Raw genomic sequence first — 20,389 nt, 5'->3', positions numbered from 1 at the left:
ATCATCTGAACAACATCAACCCTGTAGGAGCGAGGCTTGCCCGCGAATGCAATCGAAGAGACAACGGATACCTGGGGTCAGCCCTTAGCCTCGCCTTCACCGCCTTAACGAAGGGGTAGATTTAATTCGATACCGCCACTCTCTCTGAATCGATTATTGATTCGAGTCCCCAAACCGCAGTCGAGCGCTTTCCTCAAGATGAAGAGAGCCTCCTCTTCAACTGAACGGCAATTACTCTCTGCCGCGATTCGCAATTGCTCGTAGAGCTGCGAATCAAGATTGCCAATGGTAATGCTGGCCATAAGCGCCTCCTGTGCTCGTCGAAATTGAACGGACGACACTATCACGAGGCGTATTTTTTCCTGCCGGCTTACACACTAATCGCATTGGTAAACACCAACCGATTCCCGAACGGATCGCTGATGGTCATGTCCTGGCTACCCCACGGCATGGCCTGGATCTGTGGGTGCGAAAACGTGTAGTCCTTGGCCAGCAATTGCTGCTGAAACGCCTCCAGCTCATCGGTCTCGATGCGCAGCGCCGAGCCCGGTGTGCTGTCGCCGTGATGTTCCGACAGGTGCAACACGCATTCGCCCCGGGAGACTTGCAGGTACAGCGGGAAATTCGGCTCGAAACGGTGCTGCCAGTCGATCTTGAAACCGAGGAAGTCGACGTAGAACTCCACGGCTTTGTTTTCGTCGAAAATCCGCAGGATCGGGGTGGTTTTGCCGAAGCTCATCAAGTTGCTCCCAGACTGGTAAGGCCCAGAGTGTAGCCGGGCTAGTGTCAGCGCTTCGGCTTGGCGATGGCTTTCTTTAATTGCAATGTGCCACCACGTGAAGCAGTTCAAAAGATTTGTCGACTGGCTGATCGCTTTCGCCGGCAAGCCTGGCTCCTACAGGGGTTTGTGGAGGCTCTGAAAACCGTCACGCAAATCGCCTTCCCGCGCCAGGAACCGCCCTTCCCGTTTCCCGTTCGCCTGCCCTTCGCTGTAACTCAACACACCGTTGACCCACACCCCGTCGATGCCTTCTGCCGCCCGCTGCGGATCGTTGAAGTCGGCGACATCGCGAATGGTTGCAGGATCGAACAGCACCAGGTCCGCCCAATGCCCTTCACGGATTTCGCCGCGCTCCTTCAAGCCGAATCGCGACGCGGACAACCCGGTCATTTTGTATACCGCGGTGTGCAGCGGAAACAGCCCGACATCGCGACTGAAATGTCCGAGGACGCGTGGGAAAGCGCCCCACAAACGTGGATGCGGGAATGGGTCTTCCGGCAAGCCGTCGGAACCGACCATCGACAGCGGATGCGCGAGGATGCTTCGTACATCCGACTCGTCCATTCCGTAGTACACCGCGCCAGCCGGTTGCAGCCGGCGAGCGGCTTCCAGCAGCGGAACGTTCCACTCGGCGGCGATATCCATCAGGTCGCGGCCACCGAGTTCCGGGTGCGGCGTGGACCAGGTGATGGTGATGCGATGAGCGTCGGTCACTTGCTTGAGGTCCAGGGTCGAAGAACTCGCCGCGTAGGGATAACAATCGCAGCCCACCGGGTGGGTTTTCGCGGCCTCTTCAAGTGAGGCCAACAGTTGCGGACTCCGCCCCCAGTTACCGGCGCCGGCACATTTGAGGTGGGAAATGATCACCGGTGATTGCGCATGACGGCCGATCCGGAACGCCTCGTCCATGGCCTCCAGCACGGGCTCGAATTCGCTGCGCAAATGGGTGGTGTACACCGCGCCGAACGCGGTCAGTTCTTCGGTCAGTTGCATCACTTCATCGGTGGACGCCGAGAACGCGCTGGCGTACGCCAGACCAGTGGACAGACCCAACGCGCCGGCTTCAAGACTTTCGCGCAGTTGCTCACGCATCGCGCTGATTTCATCCGGCGTGGCCGTGCGAAACAGGTCATCAAGGTGATTGCTGCGCAATGCGGTGTGGCCGACCAGAGCGGCGACGTTCAACGTGGTGTTCGCCGCTTCGACCGCCGCGCGATAGTCGCGGAACGTTGGGTAAACAAAGGCCGCCGAGGTGCCGAGCAGGTTCATCGGGTCTGGCGGATCGCCCTTCAAACTCACCGGCGAAGCGCTGATCCCGCAGTTGCCGACGATCACCGTGGTCACGCCCTGGCTGAGCTTGGGCAGCATTTGCGGCTGGCGGATCACCACTGTGTCGTCATGGGTGTGCACGTCGATAAAACCCGGCGCCAGCACTCGGCCAGCGGCGTCGATTTCTTCGCTGGCGGTGGCGTCGTGCAGGTCGCCGATGCGCTCGATGCGGCCGTGCAGAATCGCCACGTCGGCGGGGTAACCGGGGGCGTTGCTGCCATCGATGATCAGGGCGTTGCGAATCAGCGTGTCGTACATCATGTCAGTCTCCCAGCGGCAAGTGATCGTCGCCGCCGCGGTAATCGTCGAGGGCGAGTTTGATCCGCCGCAGACGTTCTTGATTGTCTTCAGGATTGGCCAGCGCCAGCTCGGTAGCGAGCACGTCGATGGCCAGCAGCATGCCGTAGCGCGCCGCCGTGGGTTTGTAGATGAACGAGGTTTCCGCACTTTGCAGTGGCAGCACGATGTCGGCCAGTTGCGCCAACGGCGAGTCGCTGCGTGTGATGGCCAGAATCCTTGCGCCGTAGTTGCGGGCCACTTCCACCGTTTCGAGCAACTCGGGGGTGATGCCGGTCAGCGAGCAGACGATGACCACGTGCTCGGCACTGAGGCTGGCGGCGGTGACCCGCATCATCACCGGGTCGTGGCACACCGAAATCGGGTAGCCGAAGCGCACCAGCCGCACTTGCAGTTCATCGCTGCACAAGGTCGAGCAACCGCCCATGCCGAAGGCATGAATCATCCGCGCCTTGCCCAACAGTTTCACCGCGTCGGCGAAGCGCGACTCGTCGAACGCCGACAGGTGCTGACGCAACGTCGACTCGATATCGCCCACAATCTGCCCATAGAACGCCGATTGATCGGGCGTGCCCGCCGGGTCGAGAAAACGGCTGCCGACGCCGCTGGCCTGTGCCAGTTGCAGGCGCAGGTCGCGCAAGTCGCGGCAACCCACCGTGCGGGCGAAACGCGACAGCGTGGCGGTGCTGACTTCCGCTCTCAGCGCCAGCTCGTCGAGGCTGGCAGCAGAGGCAAATCCTACGTCGTCGAGCATCAGCCGCGCGATGCGTCCTTCGCCAGCGCTGAAGGAATCCTGACGGGCGCGGATCTGGTAGAGGATGTCCATGGCAGGCGGCTCCGGTTAAATCAGGTAAGAAAGACCCACGGTCAACGCAAAGGCGACCAGCGAAATAATGGTCTCCAGCACGGTCCAGGTCTTGAACGTCTGGGTAACGCTCATGTTGAAGTATTCCTTGATCAACCAGAAGCCGCCGTCGTTGACGTGGGAAAAGATCACCGACCCGGCGCCGGTCGCCAGCACCAGCAACTCCGGATGCGGATAACCCAGACCGATGGCCACCGGCGCGACAATGCCGGAAGCGGTGGTCATGGCCACGGTGGCGGAGCCGGTGGCGATGCGCATCAGCGCGGCGAACAGCCAGCCCATCAGCAGCGGCGACAGGTGAAATTCGTGGGCCAGGCTGACGATCTGGTCGGTGACCCCGGCGTCCACCAGAATCCGGTTCAAGCCGCCGCCCGCGCCGACCAGCAAGGTGATGCTGGCGGTCGGTGCCAGGCATTCGTTGGTGAATTTGAGGATCGATTCGCGGTTGAAGCCCTGGGCGAGGCCGAGGGTCCAGAAGCTCAGCAGGGTCGCCAACAGCAGCGCGATCACCGAGTTGCCGATGAACAGCAAAAACTGGTTGAAGCCGCTGCCCGGTGTGGAAATCAGGTTGGCCCAGCCGCCGATCAGCATCAACAGCACCGGCAACAGGATGGTCGCCATGGTGATGCCGAAACCCGGCAGGCTGTCGCGCGGTTCACGCTCGAGGAACTGCCGTTCCAGCGGGTTTTCCGCCGGCAGTTGAATGCGCGGCACGATGAACTTGGCGTACAGCGGGCCGGCAATGATCGCCGTCGGAATGCCGATCAGAATCGCATACATCAACGTCTGCCCCACCGACGCCTGATACACCTGCACCGCCAGCATCGCCGCCGGGTGCGGCGGCACCAGCGCATGCACCACCGACAGCCCGGCGACCATCGGCAAACCGACCATCAGGATCGATACACCCACGCGGCGCGCCACGGTAAACGCAATCGGCACCAGCAACACAAAACCGACTTCGAAGAACAACGGCAGCCCGACCAGGAAGGCGATGCAGACCATGGCCCAATGCGCGTTCTTCTCACCGAAACGGTCGATCAAGGTGCGCGCCACCTGCTCGGCACCGCCAGACTCGGCCATCATCTTGCCGAGCATTGTGCCCAGCGCCACCACCAGCGCGATGTGCCCCAGGGTCTTGCCGACACCGGCCTCGTAGGCGCCGACCACGCCGGACGGCGGCATGCCGGCCAGCAGCGCCAGGCCGATGGAGACCAGGGTGATGACGATGAAGGGATTAAGCCGGTAACGGGCGATCAGAACGATCAGCGCGATGATGGCGATGGCGGCATACACCAGCAGCCAATAGCCGAAGGACAGGGTCATGCGGTACTCCTCGAAAGGGTCACGTCGAAAGTTTTGTGAAACTCTTAAAACATTTCGAAGCGTGAAACTCAAACGAGGTGAAAGTAATTTTCGTACAAGGGTAAGGGTTGTCGCGCAGAGGTATGCGGTGTCGCGAAAAATGAAAATCAGGCAGGCTGATTTTCATCTCCAACCCTGTAGGAGCGAGCCTGCTCGCGATGGACGTCAACGATAACGCGCGCTGCCTGAATGAACGCGTTGTCCGAACGTTTTTCGCGAGCAGGCTCGCTCCTACAGGGAATGGCCGCAGCCCGGAGGATTGATAGATCAGTCGTGACTGACCCGGGCACGCTTGAGCAACTTCTTGCAGCGTTCGGACAGGTGCAACACCCGCAGATGCTTGCCCGCCTTGGCGTAACGTTCGCGCAGGGTCTTCAGCGCCGCGATGGCCGAGTAGTCGACGAAGCTCAGGTGACGACAATCAATCGTCACCACGGACGGGTCATTGGCAGGATCGAACTGGTTGAGAAACGGTGTAGTCGAGGCAAAAAACAGCGTGCCATGCAGCAGGTAAAGCTTGCTGCCGTCGGTTTCGAGGTGACTGTCGGCATACAGCTCGCGGGCCTGCTGCCAGGCAAAGTTGAGCGCTGCAATGATGATCCCGCAAAGCACGGCGGTGGCCAGGTCGGTGAACACCGTGATGACCGTTACGGCGACGATCACCAGCACGTCGTTCAGCGGCACCTTGTTGACCACCCGCAGCGAAGCCCAGGCAAACGTCTGTTGCGACACCACGAACATTACCCCGACCAATGCGGCCAGCGGAATTCGCTCGATCAGCGGCGACAAGAACAAAATGAACAGCAGAATCAGCACGCCGGCCACCACACCGGAAAGCCGACCTCGGCCACCGGAGCTGAGGTTGATCACGGTCTGGCCGATCATCGCGCAGCCGCCCATGCCGCCAAACACACCGGAGACCATGTTGGCCGCGCCCAGCGCCACACACTCACGATCCGGGAAGCCACGGCTCTCGGTGATTTCGTCGGTGAGGTTCAGGGTCAGCAGGGTTTCCAGCAGGCCGACCAGCGCCATCAATATCGCGTAGGGGGCGATGATGCGCAGGGTGTCCAGCGTCCATGGAATGTCTGGCAAGGCCAGCGTCGGCAAGCCACCGGCGATGTGCGCCATGTCGCCCAGGGTGCGAGTCGGCAAACCGAGCAGATACACCGCCAACCCGACGCCCAGAATCGCCACCAGCGCGGGCGGCACGGCACGGGTCAGTCGCGGCAGCAGATAGACGATCGCCATCGTCAGCGCCACCAATCCGCTCATCACATAAAGCGGTGAGCCGCTGAGCCAGTTGTCACCACTCTTGAAGTGTTCCAGTTGCGCCAGCGCGATGATGATCGCCAGGCCGTTGACGAAGCCGAGCATCACCGGATGCGGCACCATCCGCACCAGTTTGCCGAGCTTCAGCAACCCGAACGCCAGCATGATCAACCCGCCCAGCAACACCGTCGCGAGCAAGTACTGCACACCGTGCTGCACCACCAGCGCGACGATCACCACGGCCATCGAACCGGCCGCGCCCGACACCATGCCCGGCCGACCACCGAACAGCGCGGTCAGGGTGCAAATGATGAACGCGCCGTACAGGCCCATCAGCGGGTTGAGGTGAGCCACCAGCGCGAAGGCGATGCATTCTGGCAACAAGGCGAAAGAGGTGGTGAGCCCGGCCAGGACATCGGCGCGCAGACGGTTTGCTTTCATGGGGAGGACTGGACACAACTGGGGAAGAGGGGGCGGATGGTACGGAATTGAGGGCGGCCCGGCCAGTTGTGGTGGTGCTGAAGACGCCTTCGCGGGCAAGCCTCGCTCCTACAGGGGTTATGTCGCTCACCCATTTTGTGAACGACACAACCCTTGTAGGAGCGAGGCTTGCCCGCGAAGAACGATGACGCGGTCTAAAGCGAACTCACACCATCTCGTTAAGAATCCACTCAACCACCGAAGTCCGCTTAGGCACCCAACCCAGCAACTCCCGCGCATGCTTGCCGCGCACCCGGCTGTTGGAACCCAAACCGTAGTTGGCCATTTCATAACCCCACTCGGCTTCGGCCTCTTTCAGCGGCCAGTCTTGCGGCTCAGCGAGATTCAACGCCTGGGCAATCGCCGTGGTCATGTCGACGAACGACGCTTCACCGCTTTCAACGAAGTAAAACGTGCCCGGTACGTTTTTGGTCAGCGCCAGCAAGTACAGGGACACCACGTCTTCGATGTGCACGTTGGACCAGATGTTCCGGCCGTTGCCGACATGCCGAACCACGCCACTTTTGCGTGCCTGTTTCAGCAGGCGCGGCAACTGCACGCTGTCGCGATTGACGCCCAGGCTGTGGCCGTAGATCAACGTGTTACAGATGACCGCCGAGTTCACCCCGTCGTTCGCTGCGTCGAGGATCAGGTTGTCGATGGCCACGCGGGCCGCCTTGTCGACAGTAGGCTCCGGCAGCGTGTCTTCATAATAAATGGCGTCGCCGAACTGACCGCCCGACGCATCGCCGACGATGCTCGAACCGCTGGTGTGCAGGAACACCTTGTTGGAACCGCGCAAGGCATTGACCAAGGCTTCCACCGCGCCGCGATGGTCGCTGCTGGCGGCATTGATCACCGCGTCGGCAGCGCGGGCCTGTTCGGCCAATAGTGCGCTGTCGTCAAGAGTGCCGATCACCGCAGTGATCCCCAACGCGCTCAGTTCATTGGCTTGTTCGCTGCTGCGCACCAGGCCGGTGACCTTGTGGCCAGCGCGAACCAGGCCCGTAGCGATGGAGCCGCCGATGAAACCTGCAGCGCCGGTAACGAATACGTTCATGGAGAAACTCCCTGCGTGAATAAGTGATGCAACGAGTATCAAGCAGTCATCACGACTGAAAAATCCCCGTTGACCCAATTCACTCTTGCGCAGGAATCATGAATCAACCTTCAAAATCCGCATTCGCGTACACCGCCAATTTGCCCTGGATAAAGTCCAGGAAGCACTGAATCCGCAGGGCCAGTTGCGAGTTGCGGTAATACACCGCGTTGATCGGCTGGCGATAACCGCTATTGAAATCCGCCAGCAGCACTTTCAGGCGCCCGGCTCGGATGTCTTCGATGGTCATGAAATGCGACAGGCTGGCAATGCCCTGACCTTCCAGCGCCAGGTGCCTGATCGTCTCGCCGCTGGACGCGCTGATCGACGCCTGAATCGGCCAGCGATCGCCATGCACATAACGGAGCGGCCATTGGTTGAGGCCTTCATTGTGAGTGAAGCCCAACAGCGCGTGCCCGCTCAGGTCCTCGACCACCAACGGTGTGCCGTGTTGCTCAAGGTAAGCCGGGCTGGCGACGATGTGCAGCGGGCTGCAACCCAACGAGCGGGCGTGCAGGGTCGAGTCGGCCAGCGTGCCGATGCGGATGGCAATGTCGGTGCTTTGTTCGAGCAGGTCGATGATCAGGTCGTTGCTGTTGAGTTCGAGCTGGATGTCCGGGTAGAGCCGGCGGAACTCGTCGATGTACGGCACGATGGCGTGCAGCATGAACGGCGAGGCGGCGTTGATCCGCAGACGCCCGGACGGGGTTTGCTGACGTGAGCTGAGGCGTTCTTCAAGCTCCTCCATCTGATCGAGAATCAGTTTGGCGTGCTCGAAGAAATACTTGCCCTCCTCCGTCAGGTCCATGCGCCGCGTGGTGCGGTTGATCAGCGTGGTATCGAGCTTGGCCTCCAGCCGCGACAGCGTGCGGCTGACCGCCGAAGGCGTCTGCCCGACCTGTTCGGCCGCAGCGGAAATAGATCCGCACTCAATCACGCAGACGAAAATCTGCAACTCATCGGATCTGGCTTTCACCTGTGTTCCTTATCGAGAATTCAGCGCCGATCGCTTTTTGTAGGAGCCGGCTTGCTGGCGATAGCGATCTTGAGGGCGCCATCGTCGGAACGCCGCCCGCAGCAAGCCGGCTCCTACAGGTTCGGATTCCAGATGACGATAGTAGCCGAACCTTATGCTTTCAGGCCGAACACCTTGGTCAGGTGCTGCTCATAGCGCGCCACATCACCTTCGATGTTCGGGCGTTTCATCACATCAACCGCCAGGAATGTCGGCAAACCGGTCATGCCGAGGAATTCGTTGGCCTTGTGGAACGGGAAGTACACCGCGTCCACGCCCTTGCCTTCGAAGAAGTCGGTCGGGTCGTCGAAGGCTTGCTGCGGCGCGTTCCAGGTCAGCGACAACATGTATTGCTTGCCCTGCACCAAACCACCGCTGCCGTACTTTTGCGAAGCATCGGAACGGGTGCGGCCGTCACTGGCGTAGAGGCTGCCGTAGCCTTCGGTGAAGACTTCGTCGATGTACTTTTTCACCGTCCACGGCGCGCCCATCCACCAGCCCGGCATTTGATAAATGATCACGTCGGCCCAGAGGAATTTGGCAACTTCTTCAGCGACGTCATAGCCCTCGTCGATGAAGGTGGTTTTCATGTCAACGCCGCCGCGATCCAGCACGCTCAACGCGGCTTCATGCAGGGTGGTGTTGTAGCGGCCATCAGAGTGCGCAAACTTTTTGCCGCCATTGAGCAACAGTACTTTTTTCATGAGGAATCTCGGAAGGGTCAGAAAGTGGATGGCGGCAGGTTAGCCATCGGCCTCGCGCGGAATAAGTCCTGAATTCGCAAAATTCATTTGACCTATACGCACGAATCAACGGGCGATTGTTGCCATAAAATGGCGCCGATTCTGACTTTGAGGAGACTCCTGATGAGTGAAATACAAGGCTTCATCCTGCACGCCAAAACCCGCCCGGAAAAATCCGACGCCTTCGAAGCGTTCTTCCGCGGTTATGTGGAAGCGAGTCGTGCCGAGCCGGGCTGCATCGAGTACCACATGCTGCGCGACAAACAGGACCCGACGCTGTTTATCTTCTTCGAGATCTGGCAATCCCAGGCGCACCTCGACGTGCACTCGAACCTGCCGCACATGAAGCAGTTCCTCGAACAGCGCGACGAATTCCTGGAACAGGATTTCGATATCCGTGCCATCGAGATGCTCAGCCCGTCGTCCGCTACCCGCTGATCAGCAAGTGGCCGCCGAGCACACCGAGGCCGATGAAGAACACGCGTTTGAACAGCACGGCGCTGATCCGCTGGCGCAGCCATTGCCCGAGCAACATGCCGAGCACCGCCGGGATCAGCGCCAGCAATGACGCGCTCAATTCGCCACCGCCCAGCGCCCCGCGCCACAACAGGCCGGCAGCGAGGGCGAGGGTCGATACGGTGAACGACAGGCCCAGCGCCTGCACCAGCTCATCCTTGTTCAAACCCAGTGCTTGCAGATACGGCACCGCCGGAATCACGAAGACGCCGGTGGCGGAAGTGATGACGCCGGTCAGCACGCCGCACAGTGGACCGAGCCAGCGCTCGGTCTGACGGCTGACGCGCAAAGTCGGCAGGAACAAACCGCTCAACGCATAGAGCAGCAATGCCGCGCCCAACCCCCGCACCACCCAATGACCACCCGCCATGCCAATCCAGACCGTCCCGGCACCGGTGCCGATGAAGATTGCCAGCAGCATCGGCCACAGCCGCCTGACCAGCCCGTGCAAATGCCCGCCGAATGCCAGTTGCCAGACGTTAGTCAGGGTCGCCGGAATGATCAGCAGCGCGGCAGCCTGCGACGGCGCCATAGCCAGACCGAGCAGCCCCATGGCGATGGTTGGCAGGCCGAGGCCGATCACGCCTTTGATCATGCCGGCCAGGAGGAAGGTGGCGATGACCAGCAGAGAAAGGACCAGACCAAGGTTTTGGTAGAACGTGGCGAGTGTATTCATGGGCTGATCCTGCGCCTGGATTGGCCGTGTGAAAATTCGCCATATACTGAGGGTGCCTCTTGTTTTGATAGAGGCTGACGATTTCGTTGTTGCTGCTGACGCCTTCGCGGGCAAGCCTCGCTCCTACAGGGGTTGCGCAAATCGTGTAGGAGCGAGGCTTGCCCGCGAAGGCGGCTGCCCAGTCAACACACTTCCCGAGGCTGTACCCATGCACTTCGACCTCACCGACCTGCGCCTCTACCTGAACATCCTCGACACCGGCAACATCACCGCCGGCGCCGCGCGCAGCCATTTATCCCTGGCGGCGGCAAGCGCGCGAATCCGTGCGATGGAGGCTTCGCTCGGCATCGACTTTCTGGAACGCGGTCGTCGCGGCGTCACCCCCACGTCCGCCGGAAAAGCCCTCGCGCAACACGCCCGACTACTACTGCAACACGCCGACCGCATGCAGCAGGACCTGGCCGAATACGCCAAAGGCGTCAAAGGTCAGGTGCGTTTGTTATGCAACACCACGGCAATCACCGAGTACCTGCCGGAAGTGCTGGCGGACTTCCTCTGCCGCCATCCCAACCTCGACATTGATCTGCAGGAATTGCCGAGCCTGCGCATCGTCCATGCATTGCATCAGGGTGCGGCGGACCTTGGCATCGTCTCCGACGCCGTCGACACCCACGCCCTCGAAACCCAGCCCTTTCGCGACGATCCGCTGGTGCTGATCATGCCACTCGGACATCCATTGGCTGACGGCGCAACACCGAGCTTTAGCGAGACGCTGCATCACGATTACGTCGGCCTGAGCGCCAACAGCGCACTGGCGGTGTACCTCGAAGAACAGGCGCTGCACGCGGGCATGCGCATGCAAATCCGCATCCGTGCGGAAGGCTTCGACGGGGTGATTCGCATGGTCGCTCGCGGCGCCGGGCTGGCGATTGTGCCGCTGGCGGCGATCGAGCGCCGGGCCGTCGATCAACCGTTCAAGCACGTTGCCCTGCAGGAAGCCTGGGCGCAGCGCAAACTGCTGCTGTGCGCCCCCTCGTTTGCTGGCCTGCCCGGTTACGCCAGAGCCCTGCTCGACGCGTTGTGCGCTGCAAACCGGGCCGGGAGCCTTTGAAAACCAGTGTTTGGCCCAACAGGCACCTGTATGACGAAGGCTGCGAAGAGTAATATCTGCCCTTTCAAATCAAGCCTGGCCACAACAACCAAAAGGGAACCAGATGGCGGATGAAATCTTGCAACAGGCAACGCTCAAGCGGGGGTTGAAAAATCGGCACATTCAACTGATCGCATTGGGCGGCGCCATTGGTACGGGGCTGTTCCTGGGCTCCGCCGGAGTGCTCAAGTCCGCCGGACCGTCGATGATCCTCGGCTATGCGATTGCCGGTTTCATCGCGTTCCTGATCATGCGCCAACTGGGCGAAATGATTGTCGAGGAACCCGTGGCCGGCTCGTTCAGCCACTTCGCGCACAACTACTGGGGCGGCTTTGCCGGTTTCCTGTCCGGCTGGAACTACTGGGTCCTGTATGTGCTGGTGGGCATGGCCGAGCTGACAGCCGTCGGCAAGTACGTGCAGTTCTGGTGGCCGGAGGTGCCGACCTGGGTCAGCGCGGCGGTGTTCTTTGTGCTGGTCAACCTGATCAATACGCTGAACGTCAAAGTGTTCGGCGAGATGGAGTTCTGGTTCGCGATCATCAAGGTCGTGGCCATCATCGGCATGATCCTCCTGGGCTGCTACATGCTGTTCAGCGGCACCGGCGGCCCGCAAGCATCGGTGAGCAACCTGTGGAGCCACGGCGGTTTCTTCCCCAATGGCACCAACGGTTTGCTGATGGCGATGGCGTTCATCATGTTCTCCTTCGGCGGCCTGGAACTGGTCGGCATCACCGCCGCTGAAGCCAGCGAACCGCGCAAGGTCATTCCCAAGGCCATCAACCAGGTGGTTTATCGGGTGCTGATCTTCTACGTCGGCGCACTCACCGTGTTGCTGTCGCTTTACCCGTGGGACCAACTGCTGCAGACACTGGGCGCCTCGGGCGATGCCTACAGCGGCAGTCCGTTCGTGCAGATTTTCGCCCTGATCGGCAGCGACACCGCCGCGCAGATCCTCAACTTCGTGGTGCTCACCGCCGCCCTCTCTGTCTACAACAGCGGCGTGTACTGCAACAGCCGCATGCTCTACGGCCTGGCTGAACAAGGCGACGCGCCCAAAGTGCTGATGAAGTTGAACAAGCAAGGCGTGCCCTTGCTGGCACTGGGCGTTTCGGCGTTGATCACGATGCTCGCGGTGCTGGTCAACTACGTCGCGCCGCACGAAGCGCTTGAGTTGTTGTTTGCCCTGGTGGTCGCGTCCTTGATGATCAACTGGGCGCTGATCAGCCTCACGCATTTGAAGTTCCGCAAGGCCATGGTCCAGCGCGGCATCGTGCCAGGCTTCAAGGCGTTCTGGTCGCCGTACACCAACTACCTGTGCCTGGCGTTCATGGCCGTGATCATCTGCGTTATCTGGATGATCCCGCCGGTGCGCGCCTCGGTGTACGCCATGCCGGTGTGGGTGTTGCTCATCTACGGTTGCTATCGGTTGCGCATGGCCAGGCACCGAAAGCTGTCAGTGACTCAGTAATCGCGTAAAAAAAACGCCCCGGCATTCGATGAATGCCGGAGCGTTTTTTATGGCGAGCGCAGTGAATCCAGCGTTTCTGGATACCTCGATGTCGAGCACAGACAACTGACGCCACACCAAGCCCGATAGGGTGCGACTTCAGTTCTCCATCACGCTCGGAGTCATCATGTCCGCACCGATTACCGTTCTTCGCGACACCCACCCGCTGCCAGTGCTCGACGCCTGCAAATGGGAAAAACTCGAAGGCGATCCGCACACCGTCAACCTCAACGCCTACACCAGCGAAGACGGCAGCAAGATCATGGGCACCTGGATCTGCACGCCGGGCAAGTGGTATGTGGAATACGTGAAGTGGGAATACTGCGATTTCCGCGAGGGTTACTGCATCATCACCCCGGAAGGAAAGGAGCCGATTCATCTGCGTGCCGGTGATATTTTCGTCATCGAGCCGGGGATGAAAGGCACGTGGGAAGTGGTTGAAACCGTGCGCAAGTATTTCGTGTTTGCCTGATGCAAAAAAACCGGGAGATCACCCGACGTGATTTCCCGGTAAATGTCGATGCGCACACACCTGTAGGAGCCGGCTTGCTCCCACAGGTTGAAGCAGGTCGTTATTGCGGTTTGCGATAGCTGTTGATGATCGCCGAGAAGTCTTTACCCCCTTCCCCACGCTGGCTCATCGCCTGATACAACTGCTGGGCCACCGCGCCAAGCACCACCGGTTGGTGCGCCTGACGTGCCGCTTCCGTGGCAAGTCCCAGATCCTTGAGCATCAGCTCGGCACCAAAACCACCGGTATAACCTCGCGACGCAGGTGCCGTTTCGACGATGCCCGGCCACGGGTTGTACATCTCCGAACTCCAGCAACGTCCCGTGGAACTGTTGATGATCCCGGCCAGCACGCCAGTGTCGATCCCCAGTGCATCACCCAGCGCCATGGCTTCGCTGACACCAACCATGGAGATCGCCAACAGCAGGTTGTTGCAGATTTTGGCGATTTGCCCGGTGCCGACCTCGCCGCAATGGACGATGTTGCGACCCATCTGCGCCAGCACCGGTTGCAGGGTGGCGAACAGTTCAGGCGTGGCGCCGACCATGAAGGTCAGGGTCCCGGCCGCTGCACCACCAGTGCCACCCGACACCGGCGCATCGGCCATGGCCACGCCTTGCTTGGCCGCGGCCGCCGCTACATCTCGCGCCGTTTGCGGATCGATGGTGCTGCAATCCACGGCTGGTACGCCTTTGGCGATCCCCGCCAGCACGCCGTCTTCACCCAGCCACACGCTGCGCACATGCACAGCGGCGGGCAGCATGGTGATCACCAGTTCTGCGCCTTGAGCCGCTTCACGAGCCGTCGCGCTGATGCTGCCGCCCAGTTGCTCCAGTTCGGCCAGAATGGTTTTGTTCAAATCAACCAGTCGCAGCGCGTGGCCAGCCTTGATCAGGTTGCGCGCCATCGGCGCGCCCATGTTGCCGAGACCGATAAAAGCGATTTTCATGTCCGGCTCCTTAACGCAAGTTGATGGTGGTGTTCACACCGTCGTTGACGCTGTCGTCATCGAACCAGCGACTGGTGACGGTCTTGGTCTGAGTGTAGAACTGCACCACTTGCTTGCCATACGGGCCGAGGTCGCCGAGCTTGGAACCGCGCGAACCGGTGAAGCTGAAGAACGGGACCGGCACCGGAATCGGAATGTTGATGCCGACCTGACCCACGTCGATTTCGTTCTGGAATTTGCGCGCCGCCGCACCGCTTTGGGTGAACAGGCCCGTGCCGTTGCCGAACGGGTTGGCGTTGACCAGGGCGATGGCCTCGTCGAGCGTATTCACTTCCAGCACCACCAGCACGGGGCCGAAGATTTCCTGGGTGTAGATCTGCATCTCGGGGGTCACGCCAGAGAACAGGGTCGGACCGACAAAGTTGCCCTTCTCGTAGCCGGGAACCGTGATGTCACGACCATCCAGCTCAAGCTTGGCGCCTTCCTTGATGCCGCTTTCGATCAGATCCAGAATCCGCGCTTTGGCACGCTTGGAGATCACCGGACCAACGTCCGTGCCCGGCTCGCTGCCAGCGTTGACCTTGAGTTTCTGCGCCAGCGCTTTCAGATCCGGCAGCCATTGCTTGGCCGCGCCGACCAACACCACCACCGACGTTGCCATGCAGCGTTGACCGGCCGCACCGAAACCGGCACCGACCAGCGCATTCAGCGCTTGTTCGCGGTTGGCATCCGGCAGCACCACGGCGTGGTTTTTCGCGCCCATCATCGATTGCACGCGCTTGCCGTGCTTACCGGCCAAGTCATAAACGTGAGTACCGACGGCAGTCGAACCGACGAAGGAAACCGCCTTGATGTCTTTGTGGGTGCAGAGCGCGTCCACCACGTCCTTGCCGCCATGAACCACGTTAAGCACGCCCGCCGGAACGCCCGCCTCGATGGCCAGTTCCACCAGCAGCATGGTCGACATCGGGTCCTGTTCGGACGGTTTGAGCACGAAGGTGTTGCCGCAGGCGATGGCCATCGGGAACATCCACAGCGGAATCATCGCAGGGAAGTTGAACGGGGTGATGCCGGCGCAGACGCCGATTGGCTGGCGCAGGGTGTAGGTATCGACGCCGCCCGCGACGTTCTCGGCGAACTCGCCCATTTGCAGGCTGCCGATGGAGCACGCGTGTTCGACGACTTCCAGGCCTCGGAAAATATCGCCTTCAGCGTCGGCAATGGTCTTGCCCTGCTCGTTGCTGAGCACCACGGCGATACGCTTGGAGTGTTCGCGAATCAACGCCTGGAGCTTGAGCATGATGCGCATGCGGGCGCCGATCGGCGTCAGCTTCCAGGTCTGGAAGGCGCGATGGGCGGCGCTGATCGCGGCGTCGACTTCCGAGGCGGTGGCAAACGGAACCTTGGCCAGTACTTGCTGAGTCGCCGGGTTGACGATGTCGTGCCACTCAGTGGTCTGGGACTCGACCCACTCGCCGTCGATCAACAGTTTGACGTTCTGGACAGTGGTTTCGTTGGGCGTGAGCGATGCGTTCATGCTGGTCTCCTGGACTTGTTGTTATGCAGGGAGCCAAGGCGGATAAGTCGCCTTGAGATGAGGCGTGTGTCGCGAATTGGTTGTCGGACTGTTTTTGGAGTATAGATGTGCAAACTTCTAATAAGAACGCACATAAAAGCCGGTCCATCATGCAAAAAAACATCACGTCTTTAGGTTCGCTGAACTGGGATGACCTCAAGTTTTTCCTCGAAGTGGCCCGCACCCGCAAGGCCAGCACCGCGGCCAAGCGCCTGGCGGTGGACTACACCACGGTGTCGCGGCGTATCAGCTCGCTGGAAGCGGCATTGGGTACATTGTTGTTCGAGAAGTCCCGGACCAGCGGTTTTGTCCTGACCGCTGAGGGTCAGCGTTTACTGGGTTACGCCGAGTCGATCGAGAGCACGCTGCACATGGCGTGCGAACAGGTTTCCGGTTCCGGCGTGGCGCTGTCCGGTCATGTGCGGATGGGTTGCACCGAAGGTTTCGGCAGCTTTTTCATCACCCCGCAACTGAGCCATTTCGTCGACGCCTACCCGGCGATCTCGGTGGACATCCTGCCGCTGCCGCACTTCATCAGCCTGTCCAAACGCGAAGCGGACATCGTCATCGCCCTGGAACGTCCGGAGCATGGCCCGTACGTCTGCTGCAAACTCTGCGACTACCGGTTGCAGCTGTACGCGACCCAGGACTATCTGGACAAACACCCACCGATCCGGCGCCCGGCGGACTTGGGCAAGCATTCATTTATCAGTTATGTCGACGACCTGGCCTTCAGTTCGGAGCTGCTGTACCTGGCGAACGTGCTGCCCGGCGCCAGCGCCAACTTGCGCAGCACCAGCGTGATTGCGCAGTTCGTGGCAGCGCAGCAAGGGCGTTCGCTGGCGATCCTGCCGTGCTTCCTCGCGGCTCAGGATCCGCGGTTGCTGCCGGTGTTGCCGGAGGAAATCAACATCACCCGGCAGTTCTGGATGTACTGCCGCGAGGACCTGCGCAAGCTCAAGCGGATTACCCTGTTGTGGGATTACATCCGCGAAGTGACCGAGCTAAACCGCCCGTTATTACTGGGCGAAACGCGGGAGCTACGGTTTACGGACTGAGCGGCTGAGCAGATGTTCAAAGTGGGCTAGCCAATTGGCAGCCCTTGCGGGTGACTTCCAGCCGCTTGTAAACAACCCGGTTGGCCTTGTGTGACTCGATAATCATTGGCAGGGAAGTACGGGGATCGTCCAAACGCAAGCTCAGAAGAAAATCGACACTACATTCCCACCATTTGCTCTCAAGCAACTGCGCCACAACCTCTGGCGGGTGCCGATACTTGATGACCTTCGCCGGAATCCCGGCGACTACTGCATAGGGCGGCACATCGTGGGCAACCAGTGCGCGGGTGGCGATGATGGCACCCGTGCCCACCGTGACACCTTCCATGATCATGGCGCCATGTCCGATCCAGACGTCGTCGCCGATCGTTACATCAACGATCTCTGGTTCGAAGGACAGTTTTGTACGGGTAAATTGGAAGGGGTGCGAACTGACCCAATCGGACGGGTGGGTATTTTTGTCTTGCCCGATGTAGCAGTCATTTCCAATCGAACAAAACCGTCCTATCGATGACACCGCGGACAGCACGCAACCACTTCGAATGTAAGTGTGGGCACCAATGCTCAACCGTTTGGTGCCGACAACCACATGACCGAGCGAAACATTCTCTTCCACCAGCAACGTGGTTTTGGCGTTAAGCGATGACACCCCGCCAGCGATCTTGCATTTATGCTGGCGAAGCCATTTTTTCCAGAAGTGGTTGCGGCAGTAATTTATTATTTTTTCCATGTGGCAGTCGTCGTGTTCCGTTCATCTACGGGGGTATGAATTCCCCCCAAAAAAAATAGTTAAAAAGGGAGGCAGCCGATCAATCGGCGCTCACCACAATCGACACCCGACGGTTTTCGGTTCGACCGGCCGCGTTGTCGTTGGAGGCTACCGGTTCACTGCTGCCAAAGCCCCTTAGCTGGATATTCTGCTCTTTCATGCCAACCGCGATCAGAACCTTGCCGACGCTGTTCGAGCGGCGCAGGGACAGCTGTTCGTTGTAGGTCTCTTTGCCCGACGCATCGGTGTGACCATCAACCCGCACCCGATCGATCCCGACACCCAGCAACGCCTTGCCAATGCGCTCGACGATCTCGGTGCTCTGCGGATTCAAGCTTTCGACATCACTGCCAAACAACACTTTGCCGGACAAGCCAAACGCCCAGCCCTCGTCGGTCAACTCGAAACCTTGCTGTTGCAGCACTGCAACCTGTGCCGGACTCAAACCTTTTTGTGGTGCCGTCTGGCAACCGGTCAGTGCCAGCAAAACCATGAACAAGGGGATCGCAAGAAATCGCAGATTGAATGAGAACACGGACATTAGCTCCTGGTTTGAACATCGGCGACAGGGTGCTCCGACCCTGACGTGTGCTGCGCACCTCTGGAAAAGCGTTTGGTCTGGTACATGGCCGCATCGGCAGCATTGAGCAGAGCACCCGGTGTAGCACCATGATCCGGGTACACGGCAATGCCGATGCTCAGAGAAGTCAAAACCTGAGTATGACCCGGCAACGGGATCGGCACTTCCATGCTGGCAATGATTTTATCGGCGATCCGCTCGGCGTCTTCGGTCTTGTGCAGCGGTGTCAGCAGGACAGCAAACTCGTCCCCCCCAAGACGCGCCACCAGATCCTCTTCGCGCAGTTGCGCGCGAACCCGATTGGCGACTGCGACCAACACTGCATCGCCAGCGGCGTGACCGAAGGTGTCGTTGATTTCCTTGAACCGGTCACTGTCGAGAAACAGCACCGCTACCCGCTCGTTGAGCTTGTTGGCGTTGCGCAGTGCACGAATCAATCGGCCTTCGAAAAACGCCCGGTTCGGCAACCCGGTGAGGCTGTCATGACTGGCCTGGTGGGCGAGGGTTTCATTCTCGCTTTGCAGGTGGGTTTGCCAGGATTCGAGTTCATCGAGCAGGGCATTGAAGTCATTGCCCAGGTTATCGAGTTCGGCGATGTCGGCAGGCGGTACACGCTGGTCGAAGGCACGTTCGCTGCGCGCGGCGTGCGCCACGAACGCCAGACTGCGCAGCGGCCCTGTGATCCCGCGCAGTTGTCGGCGAGCCAGATAAAGCGCTACCCAGGCACTGGCGGCGGTGCACAGAACGATGCCCACCAGACCGCTGAGCAAGAAGCGCATCAGGCTGCCGCCGTGGCCGATCAGCAGAGTGCTGCCGATTTCCTGACCTTGATGGATGATCGGCATGCTGATGGGCTCTTCCAGAAAGGCTTTGGCCATCTGCATTTCGAGATCAGAGAACAATCCGGTTTCCGGCCGCTGCCAACGCGCCAACAACTTGCCTTGCAAGTCCAGCACTTGGGCATCCGCCACTTCTTCGGTGGAGGCGATCAGCGCCAGCGCTTCAGTGGCGGCGGCTTTGTCGTTGAACACCACGGCAGCTTCCACGGTGTAGTTGATGGATCGTGCGATCAGGTGCAGGTTGTGGTCGGCATAGACCCGCAACGCCAGGACGCCGAGCAGCGTCAGCGAGATGCTGGCCATGGCCACGCCGACCAGCGCGACGATCAAATGACCGCGGCCAATGACCGAACGCAAGGTCGGACGTCTGCCCGGCTTGAATAGACTCATGGCGCCGCCGGTTTACGGCGGGACAGTTGCAGCACACTTGGGTGAATTCGCACGCCGCTGCGGGCGACGGAATCGAGGTTGACCTCAAAGGACACTTGTTCATCGCCGACACGCAAACAGAACAGACTGCCGACGGTACATTGATCGTCGCTTTCGCTGATGCTCAACACCGGATGCCCGCTCAGCGAAGCGAACAACCGGCTGCGCTCTTCGCTGGTCAGTTTGCCGATGTACACCGCGTCGCACTCACTGACAATGGATGGGTTGTCGGCCAGCAGGCGGCGCACGGTAACGGGTCGGCCGGTGGCCTGGGTGGTGCCCTTGACCAGGTCGTCGGTGTATTCGGTAGGGCCGACGATGCACAAACGAAGTTGTGCGGGCTCAACTGGCCAGCGGGCATAGCTGAGTATCCCAAGTACAACCTGCGTGACCGATTTGGCGCGCTGGTCGGCCATGCCTGGTGGTGTTTGCGCTTGAGCGAAAACGAAGCCGCTCAGCAAACAGAGAAAGCCTGCAAGTACGGCCTGCTTGCAGCCAGCAACGCACTCTGTCATCCAGACAGCCACCTTCATGCAGGGATTCTCTTCGATCGTAACGGGAGGGTGCCGCAACGATAGCACAG

General features: G+C 60.3%; 21 protein-coding genes. 5 read left to right on the top strand and 16 right to left on the bottom strand.

Annotated elements, in window-relative coordinates:
* Window positions 1-104: 104 nt before the first annotated feature.
* From K5R88_RS24785 to K5R88_RS24745, 9 genes are all read right to left on the bottom strand, one after another.
* Window positions 105-302: a FitA-like ribbon-helix-helix domain-containing protein gene (locus tag K5R88_RS24785; protein ID WP_008036564.1), complete on the bottom strand. Its 198-nt coding sequence runs from the start codon at window positions 300-302 to the stop codon at window positions 105-107.
* Between the two features lie 68 nt (window positions 303-370).
* Window positions 371-739 (bottom strand): glyoxalase superfamily protein, encoded by a 369-nt coding sequence (locus tag K5R88_RS24780; RefSeq protein ID WP_192227667.1) that lies wholly within the window; start codon window positions 737-739, stop codon window positions 371-373.
* Between the two features lie 156 nt (window positions 740-895).
* Entirely contained in the window at window positions 896-2,371 is a 1,476-nt protein-coding gene (locus K5R88_RS24775; protein WP_226298541.1) for an N-acyl-D-amino-acid deacylase family protein, read from the bottom strand.
* 1 nt (window position 2,372) lies between these two features.
* Complete coding sequence (locus K5R88_RS24770; RefSeq protein ID WP_223435496.1) at window positions 2,373-3,233, bottom strand: MurR/RpiR family transcriptional regulator; 861 nt, start codon at window positions 3,231-3,233, stop codon at window positions 2,373-2,375.
* 15 nt (window positions 3,234-3,248) lie between these two features.
* The gene (locus K5R88_RS24765) at window positions 3,249-4,598 is read right to left on the bottom strand and encodes a GntT/GntP/DsdX family permease (RefSeq protein WP_192227665.1); all 1,350 of its coding nucleotides are present in this window, start codon (window positions 4,596-4,598) and stop codon (window positions 3,249-3,251) included.
* Window positions 4,599-4,904: 306 nt separating this feature from the next.
* On the bottom strand, window positions 4,905-6,350 hold the full coding sequence (locus K5R88_RS24760) for a SulP family inorganic anion transporter (protein ID WP_008040823.1): 1,446 nt from the start codon (window positions 6,348-6,350) through the stop codon (window positions 4,905-4,907).
* Between the two features lie 205 nt (window positions 6,351-6,555).
* Entirely contained in the window at window positions 6,556-7,449 is an 894-nt protein-coding gene (locus K5R88_RS24755) for an NAD-dependent epimerase/dehydratase family protein (protein WP_226298540.1), read from the bottom strand.
* Window positions 7,450-7,552: 103 nt separating this feature from the next.
* A complete protein-coding gene (locus tag K5R88_RS24750) occupies window positions 7,553-8,464 on the bottom strand; it encodes a LysR family transcriptional regulator (protein ID WP_008024659.1) in 912 nt (303 codons plus the stop codon).
* A 152-nt stretch (window positions 8,465-8,616) separates the two neighbouring features.
* Window positions 8,617-9,207 carry an NAD(P)H-dependent oxidoreductase gene (locus tag K5R88_RS24745; RefSeq protein ID WP_223450579.1) on the bottom strand — a complete coding sequence of 197 codons (591 nt, stop codon included), beginning with the start codon at window positions 9,205-9,207 and terminating at the stop codon, window positions 8,617-8,619.
* 162 nt (window positions 9,208-9,369) lie between these two features.
* Here K5R88_RS24745 and K5R88_RS24740 point away from each other — a divergent pair, with 162 nt between their 5' ends.
* On the top strand, window positions 9,370-9,684 hold the full coding sequence (locus tag K5R88_RS24740; protein ID WP_008024657.1) for a putative quinol monooxygenase: 315 nt from the start codon (window positions 9,370-9,372) through the stop codon (window positions 9,682-9,684).
* Here K5R88_RS24740 and K5R88_RS24735 read toward each other — a convergent pair.
* Window positions 9,674-10,438 carry a sulfite exporter TauE/SafE family protein gene (locus tag K5R88_RS24735; protein ID WP_226298539.1) on the bottom strand — a complete coding sequence of 255 codons (765 nt, stop codon included), beginning with the start codon at window positions 10,436-10,438 and terminating at the stop codon, window positions 9,674-9,676. The two genes, K5R88_RS24740 and K5R88_RS24735, sit on opposite strands and share 11 nt — an antisense overlap.
* A gap of 208 nt (window positions 10,439-10,646) precedes the next feature.
* Here K5R88_RS24735 and K5R88_RS24730 point away from each other — a divergent pair, with 208 nt between their 5' ends.
* The 3 genes from K5R88_RS24730 (at window position 10,647) to K5R88_RS24720 (ending at window position 13,567) form a co-directional block, all read left to right on the top strand.
* The gene (locus K5R88_RS24730; protein WP_226298538.1) at window positions 10,647-11,549 is read left to right on the top strand and encodes a LysR substrate-binding domain-containing protein; all 903 of its coding nucleotides are present in this window, start codon (window positions 10,647-10,649) and stop codon (window positions 11,547-11,549) included.
* A gap of 103 nt (window positions 11,550-11,652) precedes the next feature.
* Complete coding sequence (locus tag K5R88_RS24725) at window positions 11,653-13,056, top strand: amino acid permease (protein WP_008024654.1); 1,404 nt, start codon at window positions 11,653-11,655, stop codon at window positions 13,054-13,056.
* Between the two features lie 166 nt (window positions 13,057-13,222).
* Window positions 13,223-13,567, top strand: coding sequence for a cupin domain-containing protein (locus tag K5R88_RS24720; protein WP_008024653.1), 345 nt, complete (start codon window positions 13,223-13,225; stop codon window positions 13,565-13,567).
* Window positions 13,568-13,667: 100 nt separating this feature from the next.
* Here K5R88_RS24720 and mmsB read toward each other — a convergent pair whose 3' ends face one another.
* Together mmsB and K5R88_RS24710 are read right to left on the bottom strand one after the other, a co-directional pair.
* Entirely contained in the window at window positions 13,668-14,555 is an 888-nt protein-coding gene (gene mmsB, locus K5R88_RS24715; protein WP_226298537.1) for a 3-hydroxyisobutyrate dehydrogenase, read from the bottom strand.
* 10 nt (window positions 14,556-14,565) lie between these two features.
* A complete protein-coding gene (locus tag K5R88_RS24710) occupies window positions 14,566-16,092 on the bottom strand; it encodes a CoA-acylating methylmalonate-semialdehyde dehydrogenase (RefSeq protein ID WP_008024085.1) in 1,527 nt (508 codons plus the stop codon).
* A 149-nt stretch (window positions 16,093-16,241) separates the two neighbouring features.
* On the opposite strand from K5R88_RS24710, the gene K5R88_RS24705 reads away from it, so the two are divergent.
* Complete coding sequence (locus K5R88_RS24705) at window positions 16,242-17,189, top strand: LysR family transcriptional regulator (RefSeq protein WP_008024087.1); 948 nt, start codon at window positions 16,242-16,244, stop codon at window positions 17,187-17,189.
* 16 nt (window positions 17,190-17,205) lie between these two features.
* Here the strand turns inward: K5R88_RS24705 and K5R88_RS24700 are convergent, their stop codons facing one another.
* From K5R88_RS24700 to K5R88_RS24685, 4 genes are all read right to left on the bottom strand, one after another.
* Window positions 17,206-17,919 carry a CatB-related O-acetyltransferase gene (locus K5R88_RS24700; protein WP_207285315.1) on the bottom strand — a complete coding sequence of 238 codons (714 nt, stop codon included), beginning with the start codon at window positions 17,917-17,919 and terminating at the stop codon, window positions 17,206-17,208.
* Window positions 17,920-17,998: 79 nt separating this feature from the next.
* The gene (locus K5R88_RS24695; RefSeq protein ID WP_223450575.1) at window positions 17,999-18,499 is read right to left on the bottom strand and encodes an OmpA family protein; all 501 of its coding nucleotides are present in this window, start codon (window positions 18,497-18,499) and stop codon (window positions 17,999-18,001) included.
* A complete protein-coding gene (locus tag K5R88_RS24690; protein ID WP_226298536.1) occupies window positions 18,499-19,767 on the bottom strand; it encodes a diguanylate cyclase domain-containing protein in 1,269 nt (422 codons plus the stop codon). Before K5R88_RS24690 ends, K5R88_RS24695 begins: the two co-directional genes overlap by 1 nt.
* Complete coding sequence (locus tag K5R88_RS24685; RefSeq protein WP_008040808.1) at window positions 19,764-20,339, bottom strand: YfiR family protein; 576 nt, start codon at window positions 20,337-20,339, stop codon at window positions 19,764-19,766. The genes K5R88_RS24690 and K5R88_RS24685 overlap by 4 nt, the downstream gene beginning before the upstream one ends.
* Between the last annotated feature and the right edge of the window lie 50 nt (window positions 20,340-20,389).

The organism is Pseudomonas sp. MM213, from assembly GCF_020423045.1.
In the GTDB taxonomy this organism is placed as follows: Bacteria; Pseudomonadota; Gammaproteobacteria; order Pseudomonadales; family Pseudomonadaceae; genus Aquipseudomonas; species Aquipseudomonas migulae.
Note: the sequence above shows the minus strand (reverse complement) of the source record. Positions and strands in the feature narration are given on the sequence as shown.

Coding starts and splice junctions, on each gene's coding strand:
- K5R88_RS24785 (WP_008036564.1), bottom strand. CDS start 302: ATGGCCAGCATTACCATTGGCAATCTTGATTCGCAGCTCTACGAGCAA.
- K5R88_RS24780 (WP_192227667.1), bottom strand. CDS start 739: ATGAGCTTCGGCAAAACCACCCCGATCCTGCGGATTTTCGACGAAAAC.
- K5R88_RS24775 (WP_226298541.1), bottom strand. CDS start 2,371: ATGATGTACGACACGCTGATTCGCAACGCCCTGATCATCGATGGCAGC.
- K5R88_RS24770 (WP_223435496.1), bottom strand. CDS start 3,233: ATGGACATCCTCTACCAGATCCGCGCCCGTCAGGATTCCTTCAGCGCT.
- K5R88_RS24765 (WP_192227665.1), bottom strand. CDS start 4,598: ATGACCCTGTCCTTCGGCTATTGGCTGCTGGTGTATGCCGCCATCGCC.
- K5R88_RS24760 (WP_008040823.1), bottom strand. CDS start 6,350: ATGAAAGCAAACCGTCTGCGCGCCGATGTCCTGGCCGGGCTCACCACC.
- K5R88_RS24755 (WP_226298540.1), bottom strand. CDS start 7,449: ATGAACGTATTCGTTACCGGCGCTGCAGGTTTCATCGGCGGCTCCATC.
- K5R88_RS24745 (WP_223450579.1), bottom strand. CDS start 9,207: ATGAAAAAAGTACTGTTGCTCAATGGCGGCAAAAAGTTTGCGCACTCT.
- K5R88_RS24740 (WP_008024657.1), top strand. CDS start 9,370: ATGAGTGAAATACAAGGCTTCATCCTGCACGCCAAAACCCGCCCGGAA.
- K5R88_RS24735 (WP_226298539.1), bottom strand. CDS start 10,438: ATGAATACACTCGCCACGTTCTACCAAAACCTTGGTCTGGTCCTTTCT.
- K5R88_RS24730 (WP_226298538.1), top strand. CDS start 10,647: ATGCACTTCGACCTCACCGACCTGCGCCTCTACCTGAACATCCTCGAC.
- K5R88_RS24725 (WP_008024654.1), top strand. CDS start 11,653: ATGGCGGATGAAATCTTGCAACAGGCAACGCTCAAGCGGGGGTTGAAA.
- K5R88_RS24720 (WP_008024653.1), top strand. CDS start 13,223: ATGTCCGCACCGATTACCGTTCTTCGCGACACCCACCCGCTGCCAGTG.
- mmsB (WP_226298537.1), bottom strand. CDS start 14,555: ATGAAAATCGCTTTTATCGGTCTCGGCAACATGGGCGCGCCGATGGCG.
- K5R88_RS24710 (WP_008024085.1), bottom strand. CDS start 16,092: ATGAACGCATCGCTCACGCCCAACGAAACCACTGTCCAGAACGTCAAA.
- K5R88_RS24705 (WP_008024087.1), top strand. CDS start 16,242: ATGCAAAAAAACATCACGTCTTTAGGTTCGCTGAACTGGGATGACCTC.
- K5R88_RS24700 (WP_207285315.1), bottom strand. CDS start 17,919: ATGGAAAAAATAATAAATTACTGCCGCAACCACTTCTGGAAAAAATGG.
- K5R88_RS24695 (WP_223450575.1), bottom strand. CDS start 18,499: ATGTCCGTGTTCTCATTCAATCTGCGATTTCTTGCGATCCCCTTGTTC.
- K5R88_RS24690 (WP_226298536.1), bottom strand. CDS start 19,767: ATGAGTCTATTCAAGCCGGGCAGACGTCCGACCTTGCGTTCGGTCATT.
- K5R88_RS24685 (WP_008040808.1), bottom strand. CDS start 20,339: ATGAAGGTGGCTGTCTGGATGACAGAGTGCGTTGCTGGCTGCAAGCAG.